This window comes from Ditibartonella apihabitans, from assembly GCF_002007485.1.
Lineage (GTDB): Bacteria > Pseudomonadota > Alphaproteobacteria > Rhizobiales > Rhizobiaceae > Bartonella > Bartonella apihabitans.
The window spans coordinates 2,145,021-2,167,500 of sequence record NZ_CP015820.1; the positions used below are offsets into that span (position 1 = coordinate 2,145,021).

Genomic DNA, 22,480 nt, shown 5'->3' on the forward strand with positions numbered 1-22,480 from the left:
AAATCATGATTTTGCACGATTTGATTTCATATGACGTGTTACGTATCATATGGTGGCTGCTGCTTGGCATTGTGCTTGTCGGCTTTGCAGTCATGGACGGTTTCGATCTGGGAACCGGTATGTTGCTCCCCTTTGTGGGCAAGACCGATCTTGAACGACGCATTGTCATCAACACGGTCGGACCGGTTTGGGAAGGCAATCAGGTTTGGTTGATTTTGGCAGGCGGTTCAATTTTTGCCGCTTGGCCACAGCTTTACGCTGTTTCGTTTTCGGGCTTTTATATTGCCATGTTCCTTGTGCTCGTTGGCATTATTCTGCGCCCTGTAGGCTTCAAATACCGCAGCAAACGCGAAAGCAAAACCTGGCGGTCAACCTGGGACTGGCTGCTTTTCGTCGGTGGCTTTGTGCCGAGCCTGATTTTCGGCGTTGCAATGGGCAATGTACTTGAAGGTGTTCCCTTCGAGATTAAGCCCGATATGCAGGTTTTCTATCGCGGTTCGTTCTTCGGACTGTTGAACCCGTTTGCAATCCTTTGCGGGGTTCTGTCGATTGTCATGCTGCTCACCCACGGGGCAAGCTGGCTTGCTGTCAAAACAGATGATCCGATTTTCAGCCGTGTACGCAAAGTCGGCATGATTACGGGTGTTCTCACAACCATTCTTTATGGTTTGTGCGGGCTTTTGTTGAACGTTGCAACAACCGGCTATCATATTACCGGTGGTGTGGTTGCCAACGGCCCTTCAAACCCGTTGATGAAACAGGTTGCAACCAACGCTTCTGGTTGGCTTGACAATTACCATCAAACACCGATCTTGTGGATTGTTCCGATTATCGGACTTGTTGCACCACTATTGGCAGCCGCATGTCTCGCCATGAGAAAACCGGTTCTTGCCATTATCGCTAACGGACTTGGCATTGCCGGCATTATCGCAAGCGTTGGCGTTGCAATGTTCCCGTTCATCCTGCCTTCAACGATTGATCCGGTGATGAGCCTTACAGTATGGGATTCTTCCTCAAGCCATTTCACCCTCTTTGTCATGCTGATTGTCGCGATCATTTTTGTTCCGACAGTCTTGGCCTACACAAGCTGGGTTTACAAAATCCTTTGGGGAAAAGTCAGCGTCAAAACAATCGAAGGAAACAAGCAATCCTATTGATTGCTATTCTTGAAAGGAAATTCCATGTGGTATTTTTCATGGGCACTTGGCCTTCCGCTTGCTGCTGCTTTCGCAATATTGAATGCAATGTGGTATGAATTGATGGAAGACAATGCCAAACAAAAGTCAGGCGAAAATAAATCCGAATAGCCTGTTAAACTATAAAATCATTGCCGCGGAAAGCTCCTGCTCTCCGCGGCATTTTATTTTTCTCGCAGCGTTTTCTTCGGCAATTGTCGTTTTAAAAAGGCACACCAACCGGTCTCTTTGCCTTCCAATTTATGCACTCTGAAATCATCTTTATTCGGTGTCGAGATTTTTCAACCATTTCCGCAAGCGGTTTCTCGCATTGGAATAGGGTGAAGAGGTATTCAATTGGATCATCCGCCCCATTGTCCATTTTCCGCACCACTCTTTTTCGTAAAGCTTCCGGTTACTTCGTTTGGAAATTTCGCCAATAATTTTTTCTTTTGCCTGACGAAGCCGATCAACAAGCTCAACAAAAGGAACATTTTTATAATCGGAATAAAATTTTTGGGCGAGTTCACCAAGTTCATTCCACTTGAAGCCGGTTTCAGGAAAATCGATGAGCTCTCCTTTTTCATCCCTTTCCAACCATTTCAGGACAAGCCTATTCCACCCCAAAAGATAGGCAACGAGATTTGAAACAGTCATAAGCTCGCCTTTTGAATGCCCCTCCATGAGCGGTAAACCGGAAACATCTGCTGGTACTTTACGCAAATCGTCGGCAAGTTTGGAAAAAGTCGTTTCGATTGCATTCAGCAATTCATCTTTATTTTGCGGTATAGACACTTTTCCCTCGTTTGTTATTTTCAGAGATTGAACCTGCTTTTTTGGTCAATAACATTCCTTGAATAGGTTTTACGAGCAACGTCAGAAGCGCGATTACAACGCTCTTTTTTCATATAGGCAAACAACTATTTAAACAAAAACAAAAAATACAAATTTTGTAAGATAGAGTGCAGGTTTTCAAAAAATATGAAGCACGCATAGAGAGCGATATAGCTCTTGGTGTCAAATAGCGCTAGCGGAACAATCGCCTATCGCAAATAAAACAGAATAACCTCATCACCTATTTTCTTGCACAATCAAGAGCGCGTTCTAAAGCTATTGTGGTCGGCATGGAAGGGATATAAACAGATTTTATTTTGGCGTATTTTCGGCCTTTTTAAACGCGTTCGTGCGCTTATACGGCGCGTTGGCACGCTTCAATCATATGCAGGAAAACCGAAATTTTCTGCAAAAGAGCAAAAGCGCAATTCAAAAAACATGTTTTTAGAACAGCTACACTGTAGCGCAATAAAGTATAATAGAACGAAAACAGCTTAATAGAGTGAAAAGAATAATGCTGAATAGCTCATCAAAAATAGCTTTAATCTTCCTTGCATTTCTTACCGCCATACCAGTCAAATGGATTGAAAATCAAAATAACAGACGTGATCGTTAAAAAGACAACTTATTCGCAAGAAAAACTTTGTAATCGACCTTTTTAAACCGTTTTAACAAAAAACGCTTTAACGCGGTTTTACATTTTATAATTGCGCGCACTCTTGAATGAAATTGATTTTTATGTTTTACAGGAGTTGATTCATTCAATTTGAGAAAAAGCCACCTGCAATAGATTTGCGAATGCGGTTTAGGAGAAAATGAAATATGATAAATAAATATGTGACGGTGAAAGTTTCGACTTTCACGTTGATGCTTTGTTTATCCTTATCAACTTCGGCAAGTGCCTATGCAGAGGATATTCTTTACAATGGTACTTTGGAAGATGCTGCCACTAAACTTCATCTCGATCCAGATAGAACTAATAAATCTATTTATCCTGCAGCTTCGTCATCAAATAACACTATTTCCGTATCAAATAATAGTAATTTATCGTTTGATGAAACTGATGAAACTCACTATGTTCCTCCTTATAACGTTATAGGTGGCTTAAATAGTGTTGGCGAAGCCAGCAATAATAAAGTTATTTTGGATGGCGGTAAAATTCAAAACCATGTTTACGGTGGGCGTATAGAAGGCGAAATAGGAAATACCAATAATAATTATGTCTATGTAAAGGACACTACCTTATCAGGTAATTTTTTCGGCGGCTTAGCCGAGTACGGAACCGCAAATGGCAATCGTATTGTTATAGAGTCCGGTAAGTTTTCTTCGACGACAAAAATTTATGGCGGTTTTTCCTCGGGATATGGTGATACCAATAACAACAACGTTATCATTCATAGTGCAAATATTGAAAATAGTATGATTTACGGGGGATTTGCTACAGCGGATGGCAATGCGTGGGGAAACCATGTTAATATAGCAAGTAAAGGGCCTATAAAAACTAAAGTAGGCCAAGTTATTGGTGGGTACCTGTACCAATCGGGCGATTCTTTGGAAACAGCAACATCAGCCAAGGGCAATAGTGTTACCATTGAAGAAAACACCGAAGTTACCGGCGAGGTATACGGTGGTCAAATTAGTAGCGGCGTTGGCACTGCTGGTGGCACAAATGAAGATGATGGTAATAGGGTCACTATCACGGGCGCAACGGTCGGCGGCAGCATTTATGGCGGTATGGCCAACGGTGCGGCGTTGAATAATGTGGTGACAATAACACAAAGCACTGTCAAAGATAGTATTTTTGGCGGATCAAGCAAATCCGTTGGAGACGCATCTTTTAACAAAGTTTTTTTGACGGGTGTCAATATTGCCGAAAAAAACGTAACAGGCGGGTTGGCTTCACTTGGTGATGCAACAGAAAACAAGGTGACAGTATCGGCCAAAAGTAGTGCACAAAGCGTCATAGGCGGTCAAAGCCAAAATGGTGGAGCGACAGCAAATAGTGTTGCTATTGAGGATGCGACAATTACCGGAGATGTTTTCGGTGGCATATCTTCTGGTAGTTCGGCAACGAAAAACATTGTGACGTTGATGGGAAAAAGCGTCGGAATTTCCGGTTCGGTGTATGGCGGCTATGACGCGGCTGCTTCATCGAATGATGTTTTTACCGGCAATACGCTAAATCTGAATGAATTTCGCGGAAGCATGGCAGGCATCTATAATTTTGAAAACTACAATTGGGTTTTGCCGAAAGATATTGTGAACAATGATACACTTATCCATATTACAGGTACAAATCCTGTTGATCTGGCAAAAACCAGCCATACAGTTTCATTGCTAAATGACGGTAACCGGTTGCATGTTAACGACAAAATAACATTGATCGACAAGTCCAAAAATGGGCCCGATGTTTCCAGCTTGGAAGTTCACCAAGGCAACTTCATTATTTATGACATGAAATTGCAACAGGAAAATGATGGCTATGTTCTGACGGCTGTCAATGTGACAGATACGAGCGATAATGGCGGAGACAATTCCGGTGATGAACTGGCCGGACGGATCAATCCGCGATCCAAAGCTTTTTCCGAAGGGCGTGTGGCTTCCCTCGGATTTTTGAACCAGGCTGCAGACCTTATTGCCAATTCGGGCATACGCTCGGCAAAAGCTGCGGTTCTTGAAGGTGCTGACAAGGCTTGGAATATGAATTTGATGCCATTTTTTGTCATTGACGGCAGTTCCAACCGTTACAAGACGGGTAGCCATGCCGATGTAGACGGCTTCAATATGGCTGTCGGTCTGGCTAGCGGGTTTGAAATTGCCAATAAACACGCTGTGACACTCGGGGCATTTTTTGAGTATGGCCGTGGGACTTACGACACCTATAACAGTTTTGCAACCTATGCCTCTGTTCATGGTGATGGCGATACCCATTATACAGGTGGCGGTATTTTGGGGCGAATTGATTTTGCCGGTACCGGCCTTGGTCTGGTTGACAAGCTCGATGCCGGACAAGCAGATGGCCTTTATGCCGAAGCGTCATTCCGGGCTGGCCACATAGATACCGATTTTGATACCAATGATATTTTGGGAATTACCGGTGGCAGCAGCAAATATGATAGCGGTGCCGACTACTATGGTCTGCATGGCGGTGTCGGTTATGTCATGAATTTTGACGAACGCAATTCGGTTGATGTTTATGCCCGTTATCTATGGACCAAGATTGACAGCGAAACCGTTAACATCGGTGTCGACAAGCTCAGGTTCGACGACGCTGACAGTTCGCGCATTCGCATTGGCACGCGCTACACGATGGCTTATAACCAGCAGTTCAAACCTTTTGTTGGTGTTGCCTACGATCATGAATTCGAAGGTACAATTGACGCACATGCTTATCAATTAAAACTGGATAAACCTTCACTTGAGGGAGATTCCGGCATATTCGAGGCAGGTGTTTCGATGAAACCGATAAGCACTATAGAAGCGTTAAGTGTTGACATTAGCGGGCAAGGTTATATCGGCAAACGCCAAGGTGGCGGCGGCGGCCTCAAGATTAAATACCAGTTCTGATCACGAGCAGGCCGATATATAGCTTTTACATTTGTCATTGCCTTGTTCAAAACGCGGCAAACGTCAGTTTTGATATGTGGTTTTGTCTCATGTTGTGGGATGTATTGCCGATAAAAGCGGCTTTTCACAGTTCGGCGCTGTTTTTGTCAGATTGCTCATCTCCCGACGAGTTTTAAAACGATCTACTTTGTCGGCCGGTCGTAATAGAAGCCGGTATCGTCCGGCCTTTATAAAAATGATGACACAGCCTAAGCGGAAAATGATAAATGGGGCTTGCCTAGTTTAGTGACAAAATTTTGTGCTAAGCCTATGGCAAGATATTAAGAACAGTTATTGTATCCGTAGTCACATTTAAGAGCAGAGAATTCGCGATCTTGTCCGCTTTTTTCCGGTCGATTTAACAGCCCTTCAAACAGCAGAGTTGACAGGGCTTAATCGTAATACCGTTGACCGTTTTTATCATGGTCTGCATCAAGGAATATTTGCTTGCCAGTAAAGTCAGAGCGACCAATGTTCGGCGTTGTCGAAATTGATAAAAGTCTGTTCTGTCCACGGCGGCAAAAAGGTAAACGTAATCGCGGTGCTTATGGTAATATAACTGTTTTTGGCATTTTTGAACTCGATTGACGAGTTTATACAGAAGTTGTTCCTCATTGCCCGAAAGCCACGTTACAGGGAATTATACGCGGAAGAGTAGATATAGCATCCTTCATAAACTCCTATGGATGGCGCGGAATATAATGGGCTGGTTAATCCCGGATATAGTCATTTCTATTCACACCTGTTCTCCTTGGCTCTGTCGTTCCTGTTGCTATCGCATTCGTTGTGAACAACATCGGGGCGGGTAAAAACTGGCCAAAATATTGGTGGTAATTGCGCCTTAAATCTCATCGGAAACTTCAAATAAATGAAGTAACCAGCGCAAGAACCTGATTGCAGGAAAGATTGCAGATAGTACGCACGTCCTATTGCGAAAAAACATCAAACTTATTGTAGTCAACGATCAGTTTATCACCGGTATTGGCAATCAGTTCGGCAATCTTTTCCCAAAAAAGCTGCGCGTTGCTCAAAACCGGTCTCAGGATAGATCGGAAAAGCAGCCCATGCCAATTTGGTTGCCTCATCAAGATCATCAAAAGTTGCGCCAACAAAACTATCTCGACCATTCGCAGTTCAGCGAATATCGGTTCTATCATCATAGCCATGCCGGCGATATTCAATGCGACGGGAGATCTCATTTCGTCCGTTACCGATCCTTTCTGGCACTGAGACTTTACGGAACGAGTTAAGCGAAGCCTCCGGGCAATGAGATATTGCCTATTCTATTTTTATGACGCCTAAAACCGTGTTTGCCAATCCTGAAGGACAGATCAATTTTTGCTGCTGGCAAAACGACAAATAGCACACAAAGGGGCTTTCTCTTGAAGAGTAGATGAACAGTTTCAAAGCTGTTAGCGATCACACACGCCCAAGATCTCCACTTATCAAGCAGCAAGGGGGTGTCTCGATAGATGGCCGGCCAATCGTCAACAGGGGTATTTGAAGCCAGTTTTTAAGCAGGTAAGCCACCACGGAGATATCACCAAGAGGGGCATTTTAGCAGGATATTTTTGACGTGCGTTTCGATAGAAAGTGACGAAGCTTGTTTTCCCGAAGTTAGATTTCGGTTTTTACATAACGATATTCGGGCCATAGCGTTATATAAGTCCTTATTCCCGCTTCGCATCAGACACAGGCCAAGCGACGAGCATTTGAAGGCAAACGGAGAAGCGGAGCCGCGGACGGGTAACGGGACAACACTTATATAATGAGGATATTGAAAGGTGAGAATCCGGCGAAAGCAGGAGAAGGAAGAAGTCGTGGGGGTGATTGGCTGCGGGGGCAGGATTTGAACTTGCGGCCTTCCGGTTATGGGCCTGACGAGCTACCGGGCTCCCCACCCCGCACTAAGGAAGAGTTTTTACGAGAAGCGCGAGGGGAGCGACAAGGCCACCGGATCGAGAACTGTAAATGTTAGAGTTACGTTAAAGATGGATGTAACGGGATAAGAACGAGCCAAGTGGCTGATTTCGTTATAACAATTCAAGCAAACCAATCAAGAATGGTCTGCCCGTTAAACAACAATTGAAGAGGAAGCAAGGGGCTAAATATCGTAAAGATCGGTCTCGATCGATTATCTCTATTTTGGCATTATTCAACTGCGTGATTAACGTTCCAAGCGGTACGTTCTCTTGGTCGGTGTAGAATCTTTCAGTGAAACTGATTTTATTTAAATCCCGTTTCATGAAAATCGATAGGTTGGCCTTTTCAATCAAAATCCAGCCACTTTAAAACAAGCTTGTTTCACAAAAGCAAATAAGCAACCATATCTTCAATCGTTATCTTGGAGCCTTTTTACGCCCATCCATTGTCGGAAGGTTAGAAAAATCTGAAGGCAATCGCCCCGATAAGCCAGAAAACTTTTCAAATTGGAAACATCTTGCCTTCAGGAGTTCTTCTTTGTTTGCAAGTCCAGCCTTCGCGAGCCTTATAAAATGTTTGCAAACACTCTGACACCTGTTCACATCCATACCACGATAGCGATCAGAACTGGTATTTGAGCTTGATGCCGCCACCGCCGCCTTGGCGTTGTCCGGCGTAGCCCTGACCGTTGACATCAATGCTCAAGGCCTTGTTGCTGGCAACCGGTTGAAGGCTGAAACCAGCCTCGAAAATACCAGTGCTGCCCTCTAACGATGGACGGTCGAGATTGAACTCATAGGCCTTCGCCGTCACCTCGCCATCAAACTCGTATTCATAGGCCGCACCAATGTAAGGCTTGAATTGTTCGCTATAGGCATAAGCATAACGACCACCAAGTTGAATGCGTGAACTCGTCGAGCTGTCAAAGTGAAGCGGCTCATTGGCGACAGAAACATCATCACTATCCATATGCGTCCATAAATAACGACCAAAGACATCAAGCGCCTGTCTTTCATTGACGTTGAACACATAGCCACCGGCAACATGCCCGCCATAATAGGTCACCGAGCTATCATAAGAACCACGATAGACACCGGTGAAGTTACCAAATAGATTGGCATTGCGCCCGACATCGAATTCACTCTTGGCGCGACCGGCACGAAGCGAGGCTTCCACATAAAGACCATCAGCCTGATCGGCGGCAAGCTGGCGCACACGGCCAAGACCGGTTCCTGCAAAGTCGATACGACCGAAGATGCCGCCGCCCTTATAGTTGCTATCGCCATCACCATGCACAGAGGCAAAGTCGGTAAAGCTGTTATAGGTATCATAGGTGCCACGGCCATATTCAAAGAAGGTCCCCATAGTGGCCTTGTGGCCTGTTGCAAAATCGAAGCCTGTGGCAAGACCGACCGCCATATTGAAGCCGTCTATATCCACATGACTGCCTGTCTTATAACGTTGCGATGAACCATTGGCGATCATGAACGGTATGAAAGCCGGACGGTTGAAATTATCCTCATTGGCACGCACCATGATGCGAATATGGTCTATACCGGCTGTTGCTATCAGGTCACTCCCCTGATTGACAAAGCCAAGGGCTGCCGCACGGCCTTCCGAATAAGATTTCGATTGCGGATTGATCTTGGCAGCTGAACCACCGCCTCCATTACCACTGTTACCATCATTATCAATATCATCACCGCCGCCACCGCTATTGCCGGCGCCGCTATTGCTGTCACCGCTATTGCCGCCACCGCCCGGTATGTCATTGTCATTATTATTAATAGTCAATACCAATGCAATATTGCCTGTGTTTTGCTGTGCCAATGTCGCATCATAGACAATGAAGCTCCCCTGCCTGATGGTATAATTCTGTGAGGCAAGGCTACCTGTCGTCTTATCGATCATGGTAACCCTATCACCGCCCTTCAGACGGCTGCCATCATTGACCATGGCAATGGTATGTTTGGTATCGGTCAAATCAACGGCAGTGCCGCCATTGGCAATTGTCACAAGCACATCGCCATTCTTCACGTCACTTGGCAATGTCCAGTTATAGGTCTCGAAATTGTAGATACCAGAAACAGTTCCGCGATAACCGATGAGATTAAGTGTGTTACCTTTAATAACTGTATCGAAGTCGGTATTGTCCGATCCGTCGCCATAGACACTCCGCCCCCCCCAGATTGAGCCGTAGGTCGTCACATTGCCATCATCATCACGCGCACCAATTTTGATGTCGGCACCTTCCAACGTAATCGTATTGCCGGTAGCTGCGCCACCAGATCCGGTAGTACCGGAATCCGTTGCACCGCCAATACTATAGCCGCCATAGACATCGCCCCAAATTAACGATTTTCCGGTTATGGTAACCGTGTTATCGCTTACATTTCCTCCGCTTCCTCCCTCACCGTCGCCGCTAGCTCCTCCGATACTTACACCGCCAAAAACACTTCCGCCCTCAATACCATCATGCCCAAGTCCACCCATATCTGGTAACCCCGAGCCGCCTTTTCCGCCATCTGCGCCCTTTAGAATAACGTTCGTCAATGTAATTGTGTTTTCACTGACACTGCCGCCTGCACCACCCGTACCCATACCGACCACCTGGTAGCCTGCCGCACCGCCAATGCTCAGTCCTCCAAAAACCGAGCCACCGCCCATACCACCGGCACCCCCGCCGCCGGCATTACTTCCACCGCCATCTCCCCCTGCAGCTCCAATCAAAGTAACATTTGTCAGTGCGACCCGGTTACTGCTGACATTGCCCCCGACATTGTATCCGCCTATGTGATCAGGTATGAATCCGGCATCAGCCCCGCCAATGCTCAAGCCGCCATAGACCGAACCGCCCCCCATGCCGCCGACACCACCGCCAACATTGCCATTCATGCCCTGACCGCCAATACCGCCTGCTCCCCCTGTCAAGGTTACATCTATTAATGTTACGTGGTTTTTACTAGCCGAACCGCCTTCTCCGCCATTTTCGGCTGTACCAGCCGAGCCGCCCATACTCAAGCCCCCAAAAATAGAGGCGCCGCCCATACCACCTATTCCACCACTAAGCGCACCGGTTACGCCGCCGCCAGCAATACCGTTTCCACCGTTACCACCTTTCAAATCGACATTTGAAAGTTTTACTGCGTTACCGTTTACAGCCCCGCCATTTCCACCACTACCGCCACCGGTTATACCTTGACTACCAGCGCCGCCACTACTCAAACCACCGAAAACAGACCCGCCGCCCGCACTCCCTCCATTGGTCACATCGGTTCCCAAGCCTCCATTGGCAGCGGATTGGCCTGACCAATTATACCGGACATTGCTGATCGAAATTTGATTGTTCGAGATATCAGCCGCCGTAACACCTTCTCCCATGCCTCGGTTCAACTGGACATCTACACCGCCATAAATAATGTAAGGTGCGTTGATTGTTCCGGTTGTTGTCCAAGCGGCCTGTCCTGCTCCGCCCGTGCCACCATCAACAGTAACCACATTGTCACTATAAATATCGGTTGAATAAAGACTTTTATAAGTGCCGCCGTTACCTGTAGGATCCAGTTGCAAAATAGAAATGTTGTTTCCGTCAAAAACTAACGTTTCTGCTAAAGATGTACTGCTGTAAAACAATGACGCAACAAGAGTGCAAACGGATACCCCGTTTGCCCAGATGGCTTTTCTGATCGAAGAGTTAGACATCTATACAATCCTGTAACGGATAAATCGAAAGTCCTGAAATGCACGAACCCGAATTGGTTATTCTACTTAAGGTATTTTGGCTCACTTTTTCAACCGTTAATTAGCATAGATATTGACCCTAATTGCCGGCAGCTTGCCGACATCCATACGCTTACCTGTCAATGGAACCTTGAAAGAAGTGGTGGATTTTGGGTTCGCCGTGTAGGCTTCAAACAGAACGTTGCCAGTTCCTACCAGATCAGGTTTCAAAGGGGAGTAGTTAGATGTAGAGACAATGATATCACATGCGCCTACACCGCCGCCACCGTTTGGCTTGCGAAAACCGTACGCGCTGACGGTATCTATAACGCCTGTGTTTTTGAATGATAGATCAAGGTTGTGGTCACTATTCCCGAAATCATTCATCCACGAGTGAGGAACCGATACCGGAACCGAACAGTTTTGCGTCCTGTTTCCATCTTTAGATTGAACGTTAATAGCGCCATCAACCGTTGATGAGTGTAACGTTATCTCCTTATCCCATAAAGGGTTTGCGTATATCAGTTCAATAATGAACCCAAGACCTGAATGATAGTAGTCAACGTCCGGCGTTTCTGTGCAGTAACTGAATGGCATTCCATCTTCAATCGAGTTCGATGTAGTACCACATAGTTTCGGCGAGACGTCCAGAATTGCCAGCAAAACACCTGATGTCGGTAGGATTTTATAATCGACAGGGGTAGGCTGCCAGCCATGGTTATAATTAGTCATCGTGGTAGAAAGTTTATAGTCAGACGGGCTGCTTTGTGAGCTTACGGTTGCCACAAAGCCATTTTGCTTGATGACCTGTGTTGATCCGAGGTCAGTTGTCGAGAAAGTAACGTTTAACTGGTCCTCAGGAATAGCCCGTCCTTTTTTGTCAAGAGGCTTATAAGTTGCGGTCAACTGGTCTATGCCATCATTGTAAAGTATATCTTTATCCAGACTGACCAACGACGTATCCTGGTCGACATAGAGGCTGAACGATGTCTGCCCTTGAGCACTGAAGCCTCCGGAGTTGACCGTAAATCCATTACTGCCAAGCCATGATGCATAGGTCGATGCCATTGTAAGACTGACCTTGCCATCGGCATCTGTCGTAAAGTCTACGTTGCCCGGTGTACCATTGATTGAAAGCTCACTATTGGAAGGGATTACTGTGAGATTTCTATCAGGCAATGGTGTTCCGAAGTCATCGGTTAAAGTGATGATAATAGTATTGGTCTCGACACCATCGGCTATCGCAGTATCGGTATTGGCAATTGTGATATTGATGTTCGATCCGGAATTCCCAACAAGCTTCAATGTTCCCGTTACACCTATCGTAGCGGCATCTGCACCGTTGACCGTGGGCATGATGTTGATAACACCTTTCGTCGTACCTGATGTTAACGTGCTGACATAGGCACCCGCACCACGATCATAGGACCAGGCGGACATCTTCATGTCTAAAGATCCGTCGACTTCTTGAGCGGTAATCTTTTGGCTGATCTTTGTAGTATCCAACGTCGCAATGAAGTTGCCCGCTGCATCGCGTGGTCTAAACTCGATACGACTTGTTGAATGTCCATTTGCTACAATCTCGTTTGGAATCGCTTTGATCTCACCTTTGCTAGCGTCAATGTCTCCTGCATAGAGGTTGAGAATATTGTTGCTCGTACGGGCAATACCATCCTTTTCATTAATCACTGGTATCACCTTGATATCGCCGGTTTTTTGTCCGGACGTCAAAATTGCTTCATAATGATTATCGACAAGCGACCAGCTATCAATTTTGATGCCACTCTCGTCTATTCCAATAATAACACTTTTGATGATGCTCGCATCAATGCTGGTGATAGGATTCCCATAACGATCCTTTGGCTCATAAATGATCGTTGAGGTGGTGGAACCATTTGCCAAAATCCTAGGGGGATCAGCTTTAATCGTACTTGTATTTGCGTTCATCTCTCCCGCAATAAACGGAATACTTAAACTGGCAGTAACATTTGTTCCTGATATCTGTCCTGTAACAGTCACAGTTTCAGCCTTATGATCAGACACGGCCGGCGCTTGTGTTATTGTGCCATCGGTACCGCTTGTTACCGTGCTTGGATAGATTGACGGTTTGCCGCCTCCATTTGAACTCAAAGTGAATGTGACAGTTTTGTTTGGAACGAATGTGCCGGAGTCCTTGTCACGCACAACAACCGAGAATGTTGGCTGCTCATCCACCGTGGCCGATGTGATACCGTTTTCCCAGGCAAGAACCAATTCAATGTTCCCGGTCAATGTCACTTCGGCTGAGAGGTTGCCGACAGCTTTGTTATTGAATTTCGGCGTTATCGTATAGACATTGGCAAGCGTGCCTTTGAGAGTTGCCGTATAGACACCGCTTTCGGTCTCGGCAATTGCAGACACCGTCACCTTGCCGCTTTCAGGAGCGGAACCGCCCTTGATCACAACATCAAAGACAAGCTTGTCCTTGATACCGGTGATCGGGTTACCATTGGTGTCCTTGGCCGTAAATGTCAATGTCGAGGTTTCGATATTGTTTGCGACGATTGAGGTTGGCGAGGCTGTGAATGTGCTGTTGGCATCGTCAAATCCCGGGGCCTCGACTGTCACGGTTGTCGTTGCCTCTTTCGAGGTGTTGCCTTTGACATCCGTTGCAACGGCATTGACGACATAGCTATTATTACCACCCCACTGATAGGGTGGAAGAACCACAGAGTAATCGTTGACACCGCTTCCCTGAACAATCTTGCCGCCTGCTGCGATCAGGGCTGCTGCCATCACATTGACGCTTGCCACTTCATACTTGGATTTAACCGTTATACCAAGCGAATAACTTTCGTTATAAAAGCCGGTAATGCCGCCAACCATATAAAGGTTGATAAATTCCTTCTTCTTATACTCAAGAACAATGTTGTTGTTACGGTCAACCAGATCATATCTGCTTCCCGCAAGTGTGCGCATATCCCCGACTGCATCAGGATCAAGCTGCTTGGACAGCGGAACACCAAAACGATAATTGACCTGAAAGCCTAAACGTGTATCATCCTTGCCACTTGCACCTTGCCGGTGATCTACATTGAATGTCACAAGCGGTACCGGTGTATAATTGGCTCCGAAAGTAACCGCATAAGGGTTCTTCTGCCGTTCGTTCTTTCCAAAAAGCCCGACCTCGTTGCCATAATATTGCTCGAAGTTCAGCTTCATTCCAAGCTTCGGATAGGATGGCAGATAACCTTCCGCACGAATATCCCAGCCATTGGCCGGACGTTCATAATAGTCATCCACATCATGAGAGGTTCGCCAATCCGATAGTCGGTAATAGGCATTCATGCCCAATTTGAGATAATCGCGCCAATATTCGACACCAACTCCCATACGCGAATGCGAACGGGAAATGTCATAATCCCAAAACGCATTGCCGCCCAACATATAATTCTGCGTGAAATAACGATAGCCAAAACCCAGATTGCTCTGGGTGCGATCATCCGTGCGATGAATGGAGGTTTGTGTAAAAGCAAGACTGTTGCCTTTGTCATAAACCGGCAACAACATCTCGAATTGCGAATTCTTTAATGAAAAGCCATCATCAACATTCAACTGGATACGGGACGTGCCGAACTGGTTGAACCAGCGATTGATCTCGCTATTGGCCTTACCCGCAAAATATCCGGTTGCCATGGATTGAAGTTCGCTGCTATGGCCACCATTGGAGAGAAAGTTGCTTGCCTGCGTGGCAAGCGATGTGATGGCACCATTCTGTGATGCATCGCCTTCCAGATAGCGTGCCATCTCATCCGACACGGGCGCCACGGGTACATAGACTATATCACCCGCCTTTACCTGATCAAAACCGTTCTTGAAGAAGCGATCCTGATTGAGACGGCGCAATCCTTCAACACTCAGATTATAGCGCTTGGCAACACTATCAAGCGTATCGCCGGACACCAGCACATAGCCGCGTGTCATCACCGGCGTGCCATAGCCATCAAGCGAGGCGCTTGCACCATTGCCCGCCTGCCCGAATAGGCTGTTATCAGCGGCATAGCGTTCACCTCCCGAGTTTCTTTGCGCAGCCTGCGTTGGCATGGTCAACACCAGAAAGGACGAGCATAGGCAGAAGATAATCATCAACCACGACACAGCCTTTGATACAAAGACGCTCAAAAAGTTACTGCGCATAGACATGGTATTCCCTTTAGTTCTTAACCTGGAAAAGTTAATTTGTTCTTTTGAAAGAGCAGATTACCGAGCCTTGGACTCCGCTCTCGGCGGGCATGCAAGCAGGATCATTTGTGCAAACCAAAGACTTCGTTCACTGGGTAGGTGTCAGAAGCTTCAGCGGAATTGTATAAACCGGACCCCCCGCACTATTCGTCACGGGGTGGAGGGGGGGAAATTAAGTAATAACAAATAATTAAACATAACTTTACCATCTCCTTGATGTATTCCATCAACCCAATAATTGGACACATCAACTAATAAGAACGTTCAACTTCACGTTAGAGATACATAAAAGCATCACCCGCATTTATAAAAACAAATACCGATTTCCTGAGATTTTGCAACCCCCCCCAATAAATAATACACAAAAAATAAATGTATTCTTTTGATAAGTATTAAACAATTAATTCAATTATGTTTTTAGATCCAACTACATCATAAATTTATTTATAATTTCACAACCTATAATTTAATTATCACGCATCCATTCGCCAACAAAACTGATTTCCTTTGTTGTTATTATTATAATGAATGCCGGTGCAACATTATCCAAGGCGCATTGACGAGGTACTCTTTGCCGACCCCACTCATGCTGCCTGAACTCGACATCGTTTGCTGAACACCTAGCCCCAAAAAGGAAAGGCCGCTTTCCGGAAGTATAATTTCAGGAAAAGTCTGTCAGGGATACAATGTTGGGAAGTATGGGCTTAATATTAATACGCGACAGTTTTACTCCCAATTGTAAGAAAACGGCAGTATATCCCTGATTATTGGCTGAAACAGATAATCTCGTTATTATCGTCGTATATCTTTCCCTTGCGAGAAACCCCGGAAGACATGTTAATAGTTTAATAGTATTAGCGAAAAAAAAAGACAATCAAAGATAGAATGAGAAATGGAAGAGCAGCTTGGAAGTCGCCAGCATCATAGCAAAATGTTTAATAATACCGTCAAATCTTGCAGCTATAAATCCTAAAACCGTACCTATAAGAGCGGAAAAGATTGTCGGAGAACTTCAATCATGACACGGCGTAAAAACCTTGCGAGAATGCGGCAGCGCCATGAACACAGCTTTTTCTCGACTATATGCACCGCCGCTTGAAATTATCTTTTATCTTAATTAACGAGGCTTGTCTTTCTTTACAGAGTTCGGACCTCGATTGTCACCTGTTCTGGCATTTAAGCGCCACGCTCTTCTAGATCGAGATGACGTGGCTCTCTCGAACTGCCATTAAAACGGTACATATGTCGCTTTGCGCGTTACTTGAATTATCAACTCTATTGATGTGATTGCGTTCATTAGCGAAAGCTTTCAATTGAATGATGTACTCCACACAGAATTCCCGAAGGACCAAAAGTTTATAAGCGGCAAGCCTGTTAGAATACGCAGATACATTCTCCTCTACTATATCCGTCGCCGCTATCGTTATCTTCCATATTCGTTAATGTGTTTTGGATTTTATAACTTCTTAAATAGTATTTACGTATGTTTGTCGTATCGAAGCCCCGCGGCTGAAATAAAAGCCTGGTTTCGCAAACGGGCATCGTTAAGTAAATCAGCCCATTCAATTATCTCAACGATTCCACGAAATTTTCCGCTCAATTCCTGAATACGGCCTCGACCATTTGCTGTTGTACGCCAGCCGTTCGTTTGAATTTCGAGCTTCCCGACAATATCGGCAACGACATAACAATAAAAAATACAATCAGAAGCAACCCGTATATGACCGCCTTTAAAATCTAAAATTTCGCCCTTTTGAAGCTTGGTAATGTATTCACTAATCTGGTTCATCGGCGAATACCGTTCGTCATAGTCCTTTCGCCCAGGATGTTTGAATTCCACAAGCATCACGCGCTGCAACGGATCATTCCCTTCGGATCGAAGTCCGTATAAGCGGTCGTATATGAGAAGATCTGGTCGCTTTTTGCTCGCTTCTTTATCAAGAATTTTTTTAAATGATACATCTGATGCAAAATATTTGGTGAAGGTCAGCCGTTCATCAATAATCCAAAGATCATGGTCAGCGACTTCTACTTTTGATGGGTCGTCGCCCCTCAGTTTCATTGGACAAATAAATTGATGGAGTGTCTCTTCCAAATGAAAATCCAACGAACCAACATCACGCTCACGTATACGGCGGGTCAAAACTTCCATTACATCAAGAACCGTTTTACGTCGCAACACATACTCGGTAAGTTGCCGTTGCTCCTCGGCTCGAATTTCGTCGGCCGCTTTACGAACTGTTTCTTGGAAATTCACCGGAACATCATCATTTTCACCAAGCTGAGAAACAATCTTCTGTATCCTGTCATTCCGTTCTTTATCTCGCCGGATCCGGACAGGAATCAACGCTTGAGCAAATTGTTCTGGCTTGACGGCATTATTCGGTGTTCTCGCTAAGAGATCCCGCGCATCTTCGAAGGCAAAAGATGGATATTCCTGAATAAACTCATGCATAGTTTCAAGACGTTGATTGTTAAACTGCGTAATTTCTTCGCCAAGCGCATTCTTTTGCACATTTTTGGAACACTCACGCACAATCTCTTCAATAATGCTTTCTACGAAATTAAATTGCGTTCGCTCCTGATTAACACGTTCATCCAAGAAATTGCCCGTAATACAGCCATGATATACGTATGAGCGGCTGGGACCGAAATAGCCAATGCCGATCAAACCGTCAATTTTCCGAGTCGTAACTGTCCGACCATTTGCAACTAAGTGCATCTGATGGAAACCTTCGAAATTGGCACTCGCTGCTTTCTCACAAACGAAACTCCTGAGAGATAAAGTGCCAAACTCTTTGCTTTCTATCTTAGTGATACCGCGATCCTCAACTCGAAGTTTCAGGATTTCCTCGGGAAATGTAACGACATTAGCATCTATGTCGACAGTGACGGTCGGGGATTGCCCCATAATGAAATCTGCAAAAAAATGCGAGCCAAAGTGCTTAATGATTGTAGAAGTTTTATGAGGAAACTTGTCACGGTAAGCTGTTCCGCGTAGCCGCTTGAATGTCACGGTCGTGCCCGTTTGAGCTACACCTACCAAGGGTTCTATTCTCTCATTCAAAATCTGTTCTTGCCTTGTTAAATGAAAGGTAAAAGAACGGCGGTACAAAGTTTCTTTATCACGATATATGCTTTCAACCTTGATGCTTTCAAAAGCATCAAGCCAAAGGAGGCGACCGACACCTTTGCCACCACGAGAAATCTTATAGTCCGTATCTGTCGTACAAAACGCCTCAAATCGCGCAGGTTCAAGCCCCACACCATTGTCCTCAATAACGATCTCGATATCATCCGCTGACTGCGCATTTGTAATGGTGACGGTAATTTTGCCTCGTTCCAGATATTGATCACCAAAAGCATCTTCAACAGCATGAAGCGAATTGCTCACCGCCTCGAATACAGGTTGAAGAGCCTCGGCTGCCTGTGACGGCTTTGGCAATCGTTTAACACGATTGACAATATCTCCATGCATAGAAGTCATTGGCGCCTCCCAATTTTCTTTTTTGCCTTACAAAACAAGCTTCAAATAACGAGTTTTAATAAATGCCCAACAAAGAATTCAACACTAACCAGATATTACACCGAAGTGCAATAAAGGACGTATTTTCCCTAGCCGTTATTATAACTCTTCTAGATATAACGTCCGTACTTTGTTTCTTACTTTTGGATTTCCAAGTTAGATGCCGAATCTAACAATATAAAAAGAAGTTTAGAGAGGTTATTGAACGGATATCTACGCGATATGACTGACGTAAACAGCCGACAACAGATTGATGGGGTAAGGAGATGAGACTTAAGTGTGAGAGGTGAGACCAAGCACGCATAAATTTTGACGTTCAAGATCTATGATTGAGACGCTTTATTTCCTCTCCGCATTACATTCGCATCAAAACACGAGCGTTTGAATGTTATCATAACCGCAGGCTTCATGAAGTGCAGCGGTTATCAAATGCGGATATAAATCTGGAAGGAGTAGTTGTTATTGGTTGCGGGGGCAGGATTTGAACCTGCGGCCTTCAGGTTATGAGCCTGACGAGCTACCGGGCTGCTCCACCCCGCGCCAAGGATAAGGGCTTTACGAGAAGCTGTAAGGGGCGAAGAGAGCCCGGAGGACAGGACCGCAAAACCACAACCGCTATAAGGCGAAAGACGATATAGCGGAATATTAAAAAAGCCGGTTGGCTAAATTCAATATAACAATTCAAACAGACCATTCAAGAGTGGCCTGCCCGTTATATAACAATTGAAGAGGAAGCACGAGGCTAAATATCGTAAAGATCAGAGAAGCTATTGTTGCACTTGGCAGACCTGGCAGCGACTTACTCTCCCGTGTCTTAAGACAAAGTACCATCAGCGCAGGAGCGTTTCACGGCCGAGTTCGGAATGGGATCGGGTGCAGCCGCTCCGCTATAACCACCAGGTCGGCAAAGCGCAACAATTTTCAAGAAACTGGTTTTTCAAACTAACTCTCTTTATCAATCACCTACGGTTTTCAAAACCTCAAGGCAATATAAAGATGAACATTTGTAATGGGAACGATCAAGTCAATCGAACGATTAGTATCAGTAAGCTCCATGTGTCACCACACTTCCACACCTGACCTATCAACGTGGTCGTCTTCCACGGTTCTCAGGGAATACTCGTTTCCAGGTGGGTTTCCCGCTTAGATGCCTTCAGCGGTTATCCCGTCCATATATAGCTACCCTGCTATGCGGCTGGCGCCACAACAGGTCCACCAGAGATATGTCCATCCCGGTCCTCTCGTACTAGGGACAGATCCTGTCAATATTCCTACACCCACGGCAGATAGGGACCGAACTGTCTCACGACGTTCTGAACCCAACTCACGTACCGCTTTAAATGGCGAACAGCCATACCCTTGGGACCTGCTCCAGCCCCAGGATGCGATGAGTCGACATCGAGGTGCCAAACAACCCCGTCGATATGGACTCTTGGGGGTCATCAGCCTGTTATCCCCGGCGTACCTTTTATCCGTTGAGCGATGGCCCTTCCACGTGGAACCACCGGATCACTATGACCGTCTTTCGACTCTGCTCGACTTGTCAGTCTTACAGTCAGGCGGGCTTATGCCATTGCACTCGACGAACGATTTCCGACCGTTCTGAGCCCACCATCGCGCGCCTCTGTTACTCTTTAGGAGGCGACCGCCCCAGTCAAACTACCCACCATACACTGTCCTGGACCCGGTTAACGAGCCGCAGTTAGACATCCATGTCAATAAGGGTGGTATTTCAAGGATGACTCCACAAAGGCTGGCGCCCCTGCTTCAAAGTCTACCACCTATCCTACACATGCCGACACGAATGCCAGTGTAAAGCTATAGTAAAGGTGCACGGGGTCTTTCCGTCTAACCGCAGGAACCCCGCATCTTCACGGGGAATTCAATTTCACTGAGTCTACGTTGGAGACAGCGGGGAAGTCGTTACGCCATTCGTGCAGGTCGGAACTTACCCGACAAGGAATTTCGCTACCTTAGGACCGTTATAGTTACGGCCGCCGTTTACTGGGGCTTCAATTCAATGCTCTCACATCTCCTCTTAACCTTCCAGCACCGGGCAGGCGTCAGACCCTATACGTCGTCTTGCGACTTCGCAGAGCCCTGTGTTTTTGGTAAACAGTCGCTACCCCCTGGTCTGTGCCACCCCCTAACGGTTGCCCGCTAAAGGGTCACGCTTCTTCCGAAGTTACGCGTGCAATTTGCCGAGTTCCTTCAACGTAGTTCTCTCAAGCGCCTTGGTATTCTCTACCGGTCCACCTGTGTCGGTTTAGGGTACGGTCTATACGTGGGAGCTATTTCCCGGGACTGCTTCAAAGCAAGACCAATCCATTAAGATCTTACAATTTACACAATCCGTCACTTCCCACAGGTCCACGAATATTAACGTGGTTCCCATCGACTACGCCTTTCGGCCTTGCCTTAGGGGCCGACTAACCCTGCTCAGATTAACTTTAAGCAGGAACCCTTGGACTTTCGGCGAGGGAGTCTCTCACTCCCTTTATCGTTACTCATGTCAGCATTCTCACTTCCGATACCTCCAGGAGCCCTCACGGGTATCCCTTCTCAGGCTTACGGAACGCTCCGCTACCACACGTCTTGCGACGTATCCACAGCTTCGGTGTATGGCTTTAGCCCCGTTACATTTTCGGCGCAAAGACCCTTACTTAGACCAGTGAGCTGTTACGCTTTCTTTAAATGATGGCTGCTTCTAAGCCAACATCCTGGTTGTTTTGGGATCCTCACATCCTTTCCCACTTAGCCATAACTTGGGGACCTTAGATGGTGGTCAGGGTTGTTGCCCTCTCCACGACGGACGTTAGCACCCGCCGTGTGTCTGCTCGTCAGTTCTTCCAGGTATTCGTAGTTTGGTTAGGTTTGGTAGTCCGGCGAGGACCCCTAGCCCATCCAGTGCTCTACCCCCTGGAGAATTCAACGAACGCTCTACCTAAATAGATTTCGCGGAGAACCAGCTATTTCCGAGTTTGATTGGCCTTTCACCCCTAGCCACAAGTCATCCCGATCTATTGCAACAGATATGGGTTCGGCCCTCCAGTAAGTGTTACCTTACCTTCAGCCTGCTCATGGCTAGATCACTCGGTTTCGGGTCTAATCCAACGAACTGAACGCCCTGTTCAGACTCGCTTTCGCTACGCCTACACCTATCGGTTTAAGCTTGCTCGTTAGACTAAGTCGCTGACCCATTATACAAAAGGTACGCCGTCACCCAGAACTAATCTTGGGCTCCGACTGTTTGTAGGCATTCGGTTTCAGGTTCTCTTTCACTCCCCTCGTCGGGGTGCTTTTCACCTTTCCCTCACGGTACTGGTTCACTATCGGTCATGCACGAGTACTTAGGCTTGGATCGTGGTCGACCCATATTCAGACAGGATTTCACGTGTCCCGTCCTACTCAAGGACTTAAGATCAATTTACGTGTACGGGACTGTCACCCTCTTCGGTCGAGCTTTCCAACTCGT

At 46.2% G+C, this 22,480-nt stretch carries 9 protein-coding genes, 2 tRNA genes and 2 rRNA genes (1 of these 13 running past the window's edge); 4 read left to right on the plus strand and 9 right to left on the minus strand.

Going from position 1 to position 22,480, the window contains the following annotated elements; genetic code table 11:
* Positions 1 to 5: 5 nt before the first annotated feature.
* The gene (cydB, locus tag BBC0178_RS09500; protein ID WP_078039997.1) at positions 6 to 1,157 is read left to right on the plus strand and encodes a cytochrome d ubiquinol oxidase subunit II; all 1,152 of its coding nucleotides are present in this window, start codon (positions 6 to 8) and stop codon (positions 1,155 to 1,157) included.
* A gap of 24 nt (positions 1,158 to 1,181) precedes the next feature.
* On the plus strand, positions 1,182 to 1,307 hold the full coding sequence (cydX, locus tag BBC0178_RS09505; RefSeq protein WP_078039998.1) for a cytochrome bd-I oxidase subunit CydX: 126 nt from the start codon (positions 1,182 to 1,184) through the stop codon (positions 1,305 to 1,307).
* Between the two features lie 150 nt (positions 1,308 to 1,457).
* Here the strand turns inward: cydX and BBC0178_RS09510 are convergent, their stop codons facing one another.
* On the minus strand, positions 1,458 to 1,970 hold the full coding sequence (locus tag BBC0178_RS09510; protein WP_078039999.1) for a ClbS/DfsB family four-helix bundle protein: 513 nt from the start codon (positions 1,968 to 1,970) through the stop codon (positions 1,458 to 1,460).
* Between the two features lie 861 nt (positions 1,971 to 2,831).
* On the opposite strand from BBC0178_RS09510, the gene BBC0178_RS09520 reads away from it, so the two are divergent.
* Both BBC0178_RS09520 and BBC0178_RS11895 read left to right on the plus strand, forming a co-directional pair.
* Positions 2,832 to 5,576 (plus strand): autotransporter outer membrane beta-barrel domain-containing protein, encoded by a 2,745-nt coding sequence (locus BBC0178_RS09520; protein ID WP_078040001.1) that lies wholly within the window; start codon positions 2,832 to 2,834, stop codon positions 5,574 to 5,576.
* Between the two features lie 486 nt (positions 5,577 to 6,062).
* The gene (locus tag BBC0178_RS11895) at positions 6,063 to 6,203 is read left to right on the plus strand and encodes a hypothetical protein (RefSeq protein WP_188317727.1); all 141 of its coding nucleotides are present in this window, start codon (positions 6,063 to 6,065) and stop codon (positions 6,201 to 6,203) included.
* 338 nt (positions 6,204 to 6,541) lie between these two features.
* Here the strand turns inward: BBC0178_RS11895 and BBC0178_RS09525 are convergent, their stop codons facing one another.
* From BBC0178_RS09525 to BBC0178_RS09560, 8 genes are all read right to left on the minus strand, one after another.
* Positions 6,542 to 6,814, minus strand: a complete 273-nt coding sequence (locus BBC0178_RS09525; RefSeq protein WP_078040002.1) for a hypothetical protein — start codon at positions 6,812 to 6,814, stop codon at positions 6,542 to 6,544.
* Between the two features lie 632 nt (positions 6,815 to 7,446).
* Positions 7,447 to 7,522: transfer RNA gene (locus tag BBC0178_RS09530), tRNA-Met, on the minus strand.
* Positions 7,523 to 8,159: 637 nt separating this feature from the next.
* Entirely contained in the window at positions 8,160 to 11,240 is a 3,081-nt protein-coding gene (locus BBC0178_RS09535; protein WP_149867480.1) for an autotransporter outer membrane beta-barrel domain-containing protein, read from the minus strand.
* 96 nt (positions 11,241 to 11,336) lie between these two features.
* Positions 11,337 to 15,440, minus strand: a complete 4,104-nt coding sequence (locus BBC0178_RS09540) for an inverse autotransporter beta domain-containing protein (protein WP_078040003.1) — start codon at positions 15,438 to 15,440, stop codon at positions 11,337 to 11,339.
* 1,516 nt (positions 15,441 to 16,956) lie between these two features.
* On the minus strand, positions 16,957 to 18,966 hold the full coding sequence (locus tag BBC0178_RS09545; RefSeq protein WP_078040004.1) for an ATP-binding protein: 2,010 nt from the start codon (positions 18,964 to 18,966) through the stop codon (positions 16,957 to 16,959).
* Between the two features lie 502 nt (positions 18,967 to 19,468).
* Positions 19,469 to 19,545: transfer RNA gene (locus tag BBC0178_RS09550), tRNA-Met, on the minus strand.
* Between the two features lie 246 nt (positions 19,546 to 19,791).
* Positions 19,792 to 19,906 (minus strand): 5S ribosomal RNA (gene rrf / locus BBC0178_RS09555).
* 114 nt (positions 19,907 to 20,020) lie between these two features.
* Positions 20,021 to 22,480: ribosomal RNA gene (locus BBC0178_RS09560) — 23S ribosomal RNA — on the minus strand (it continues 349 nt past the right edge of the window).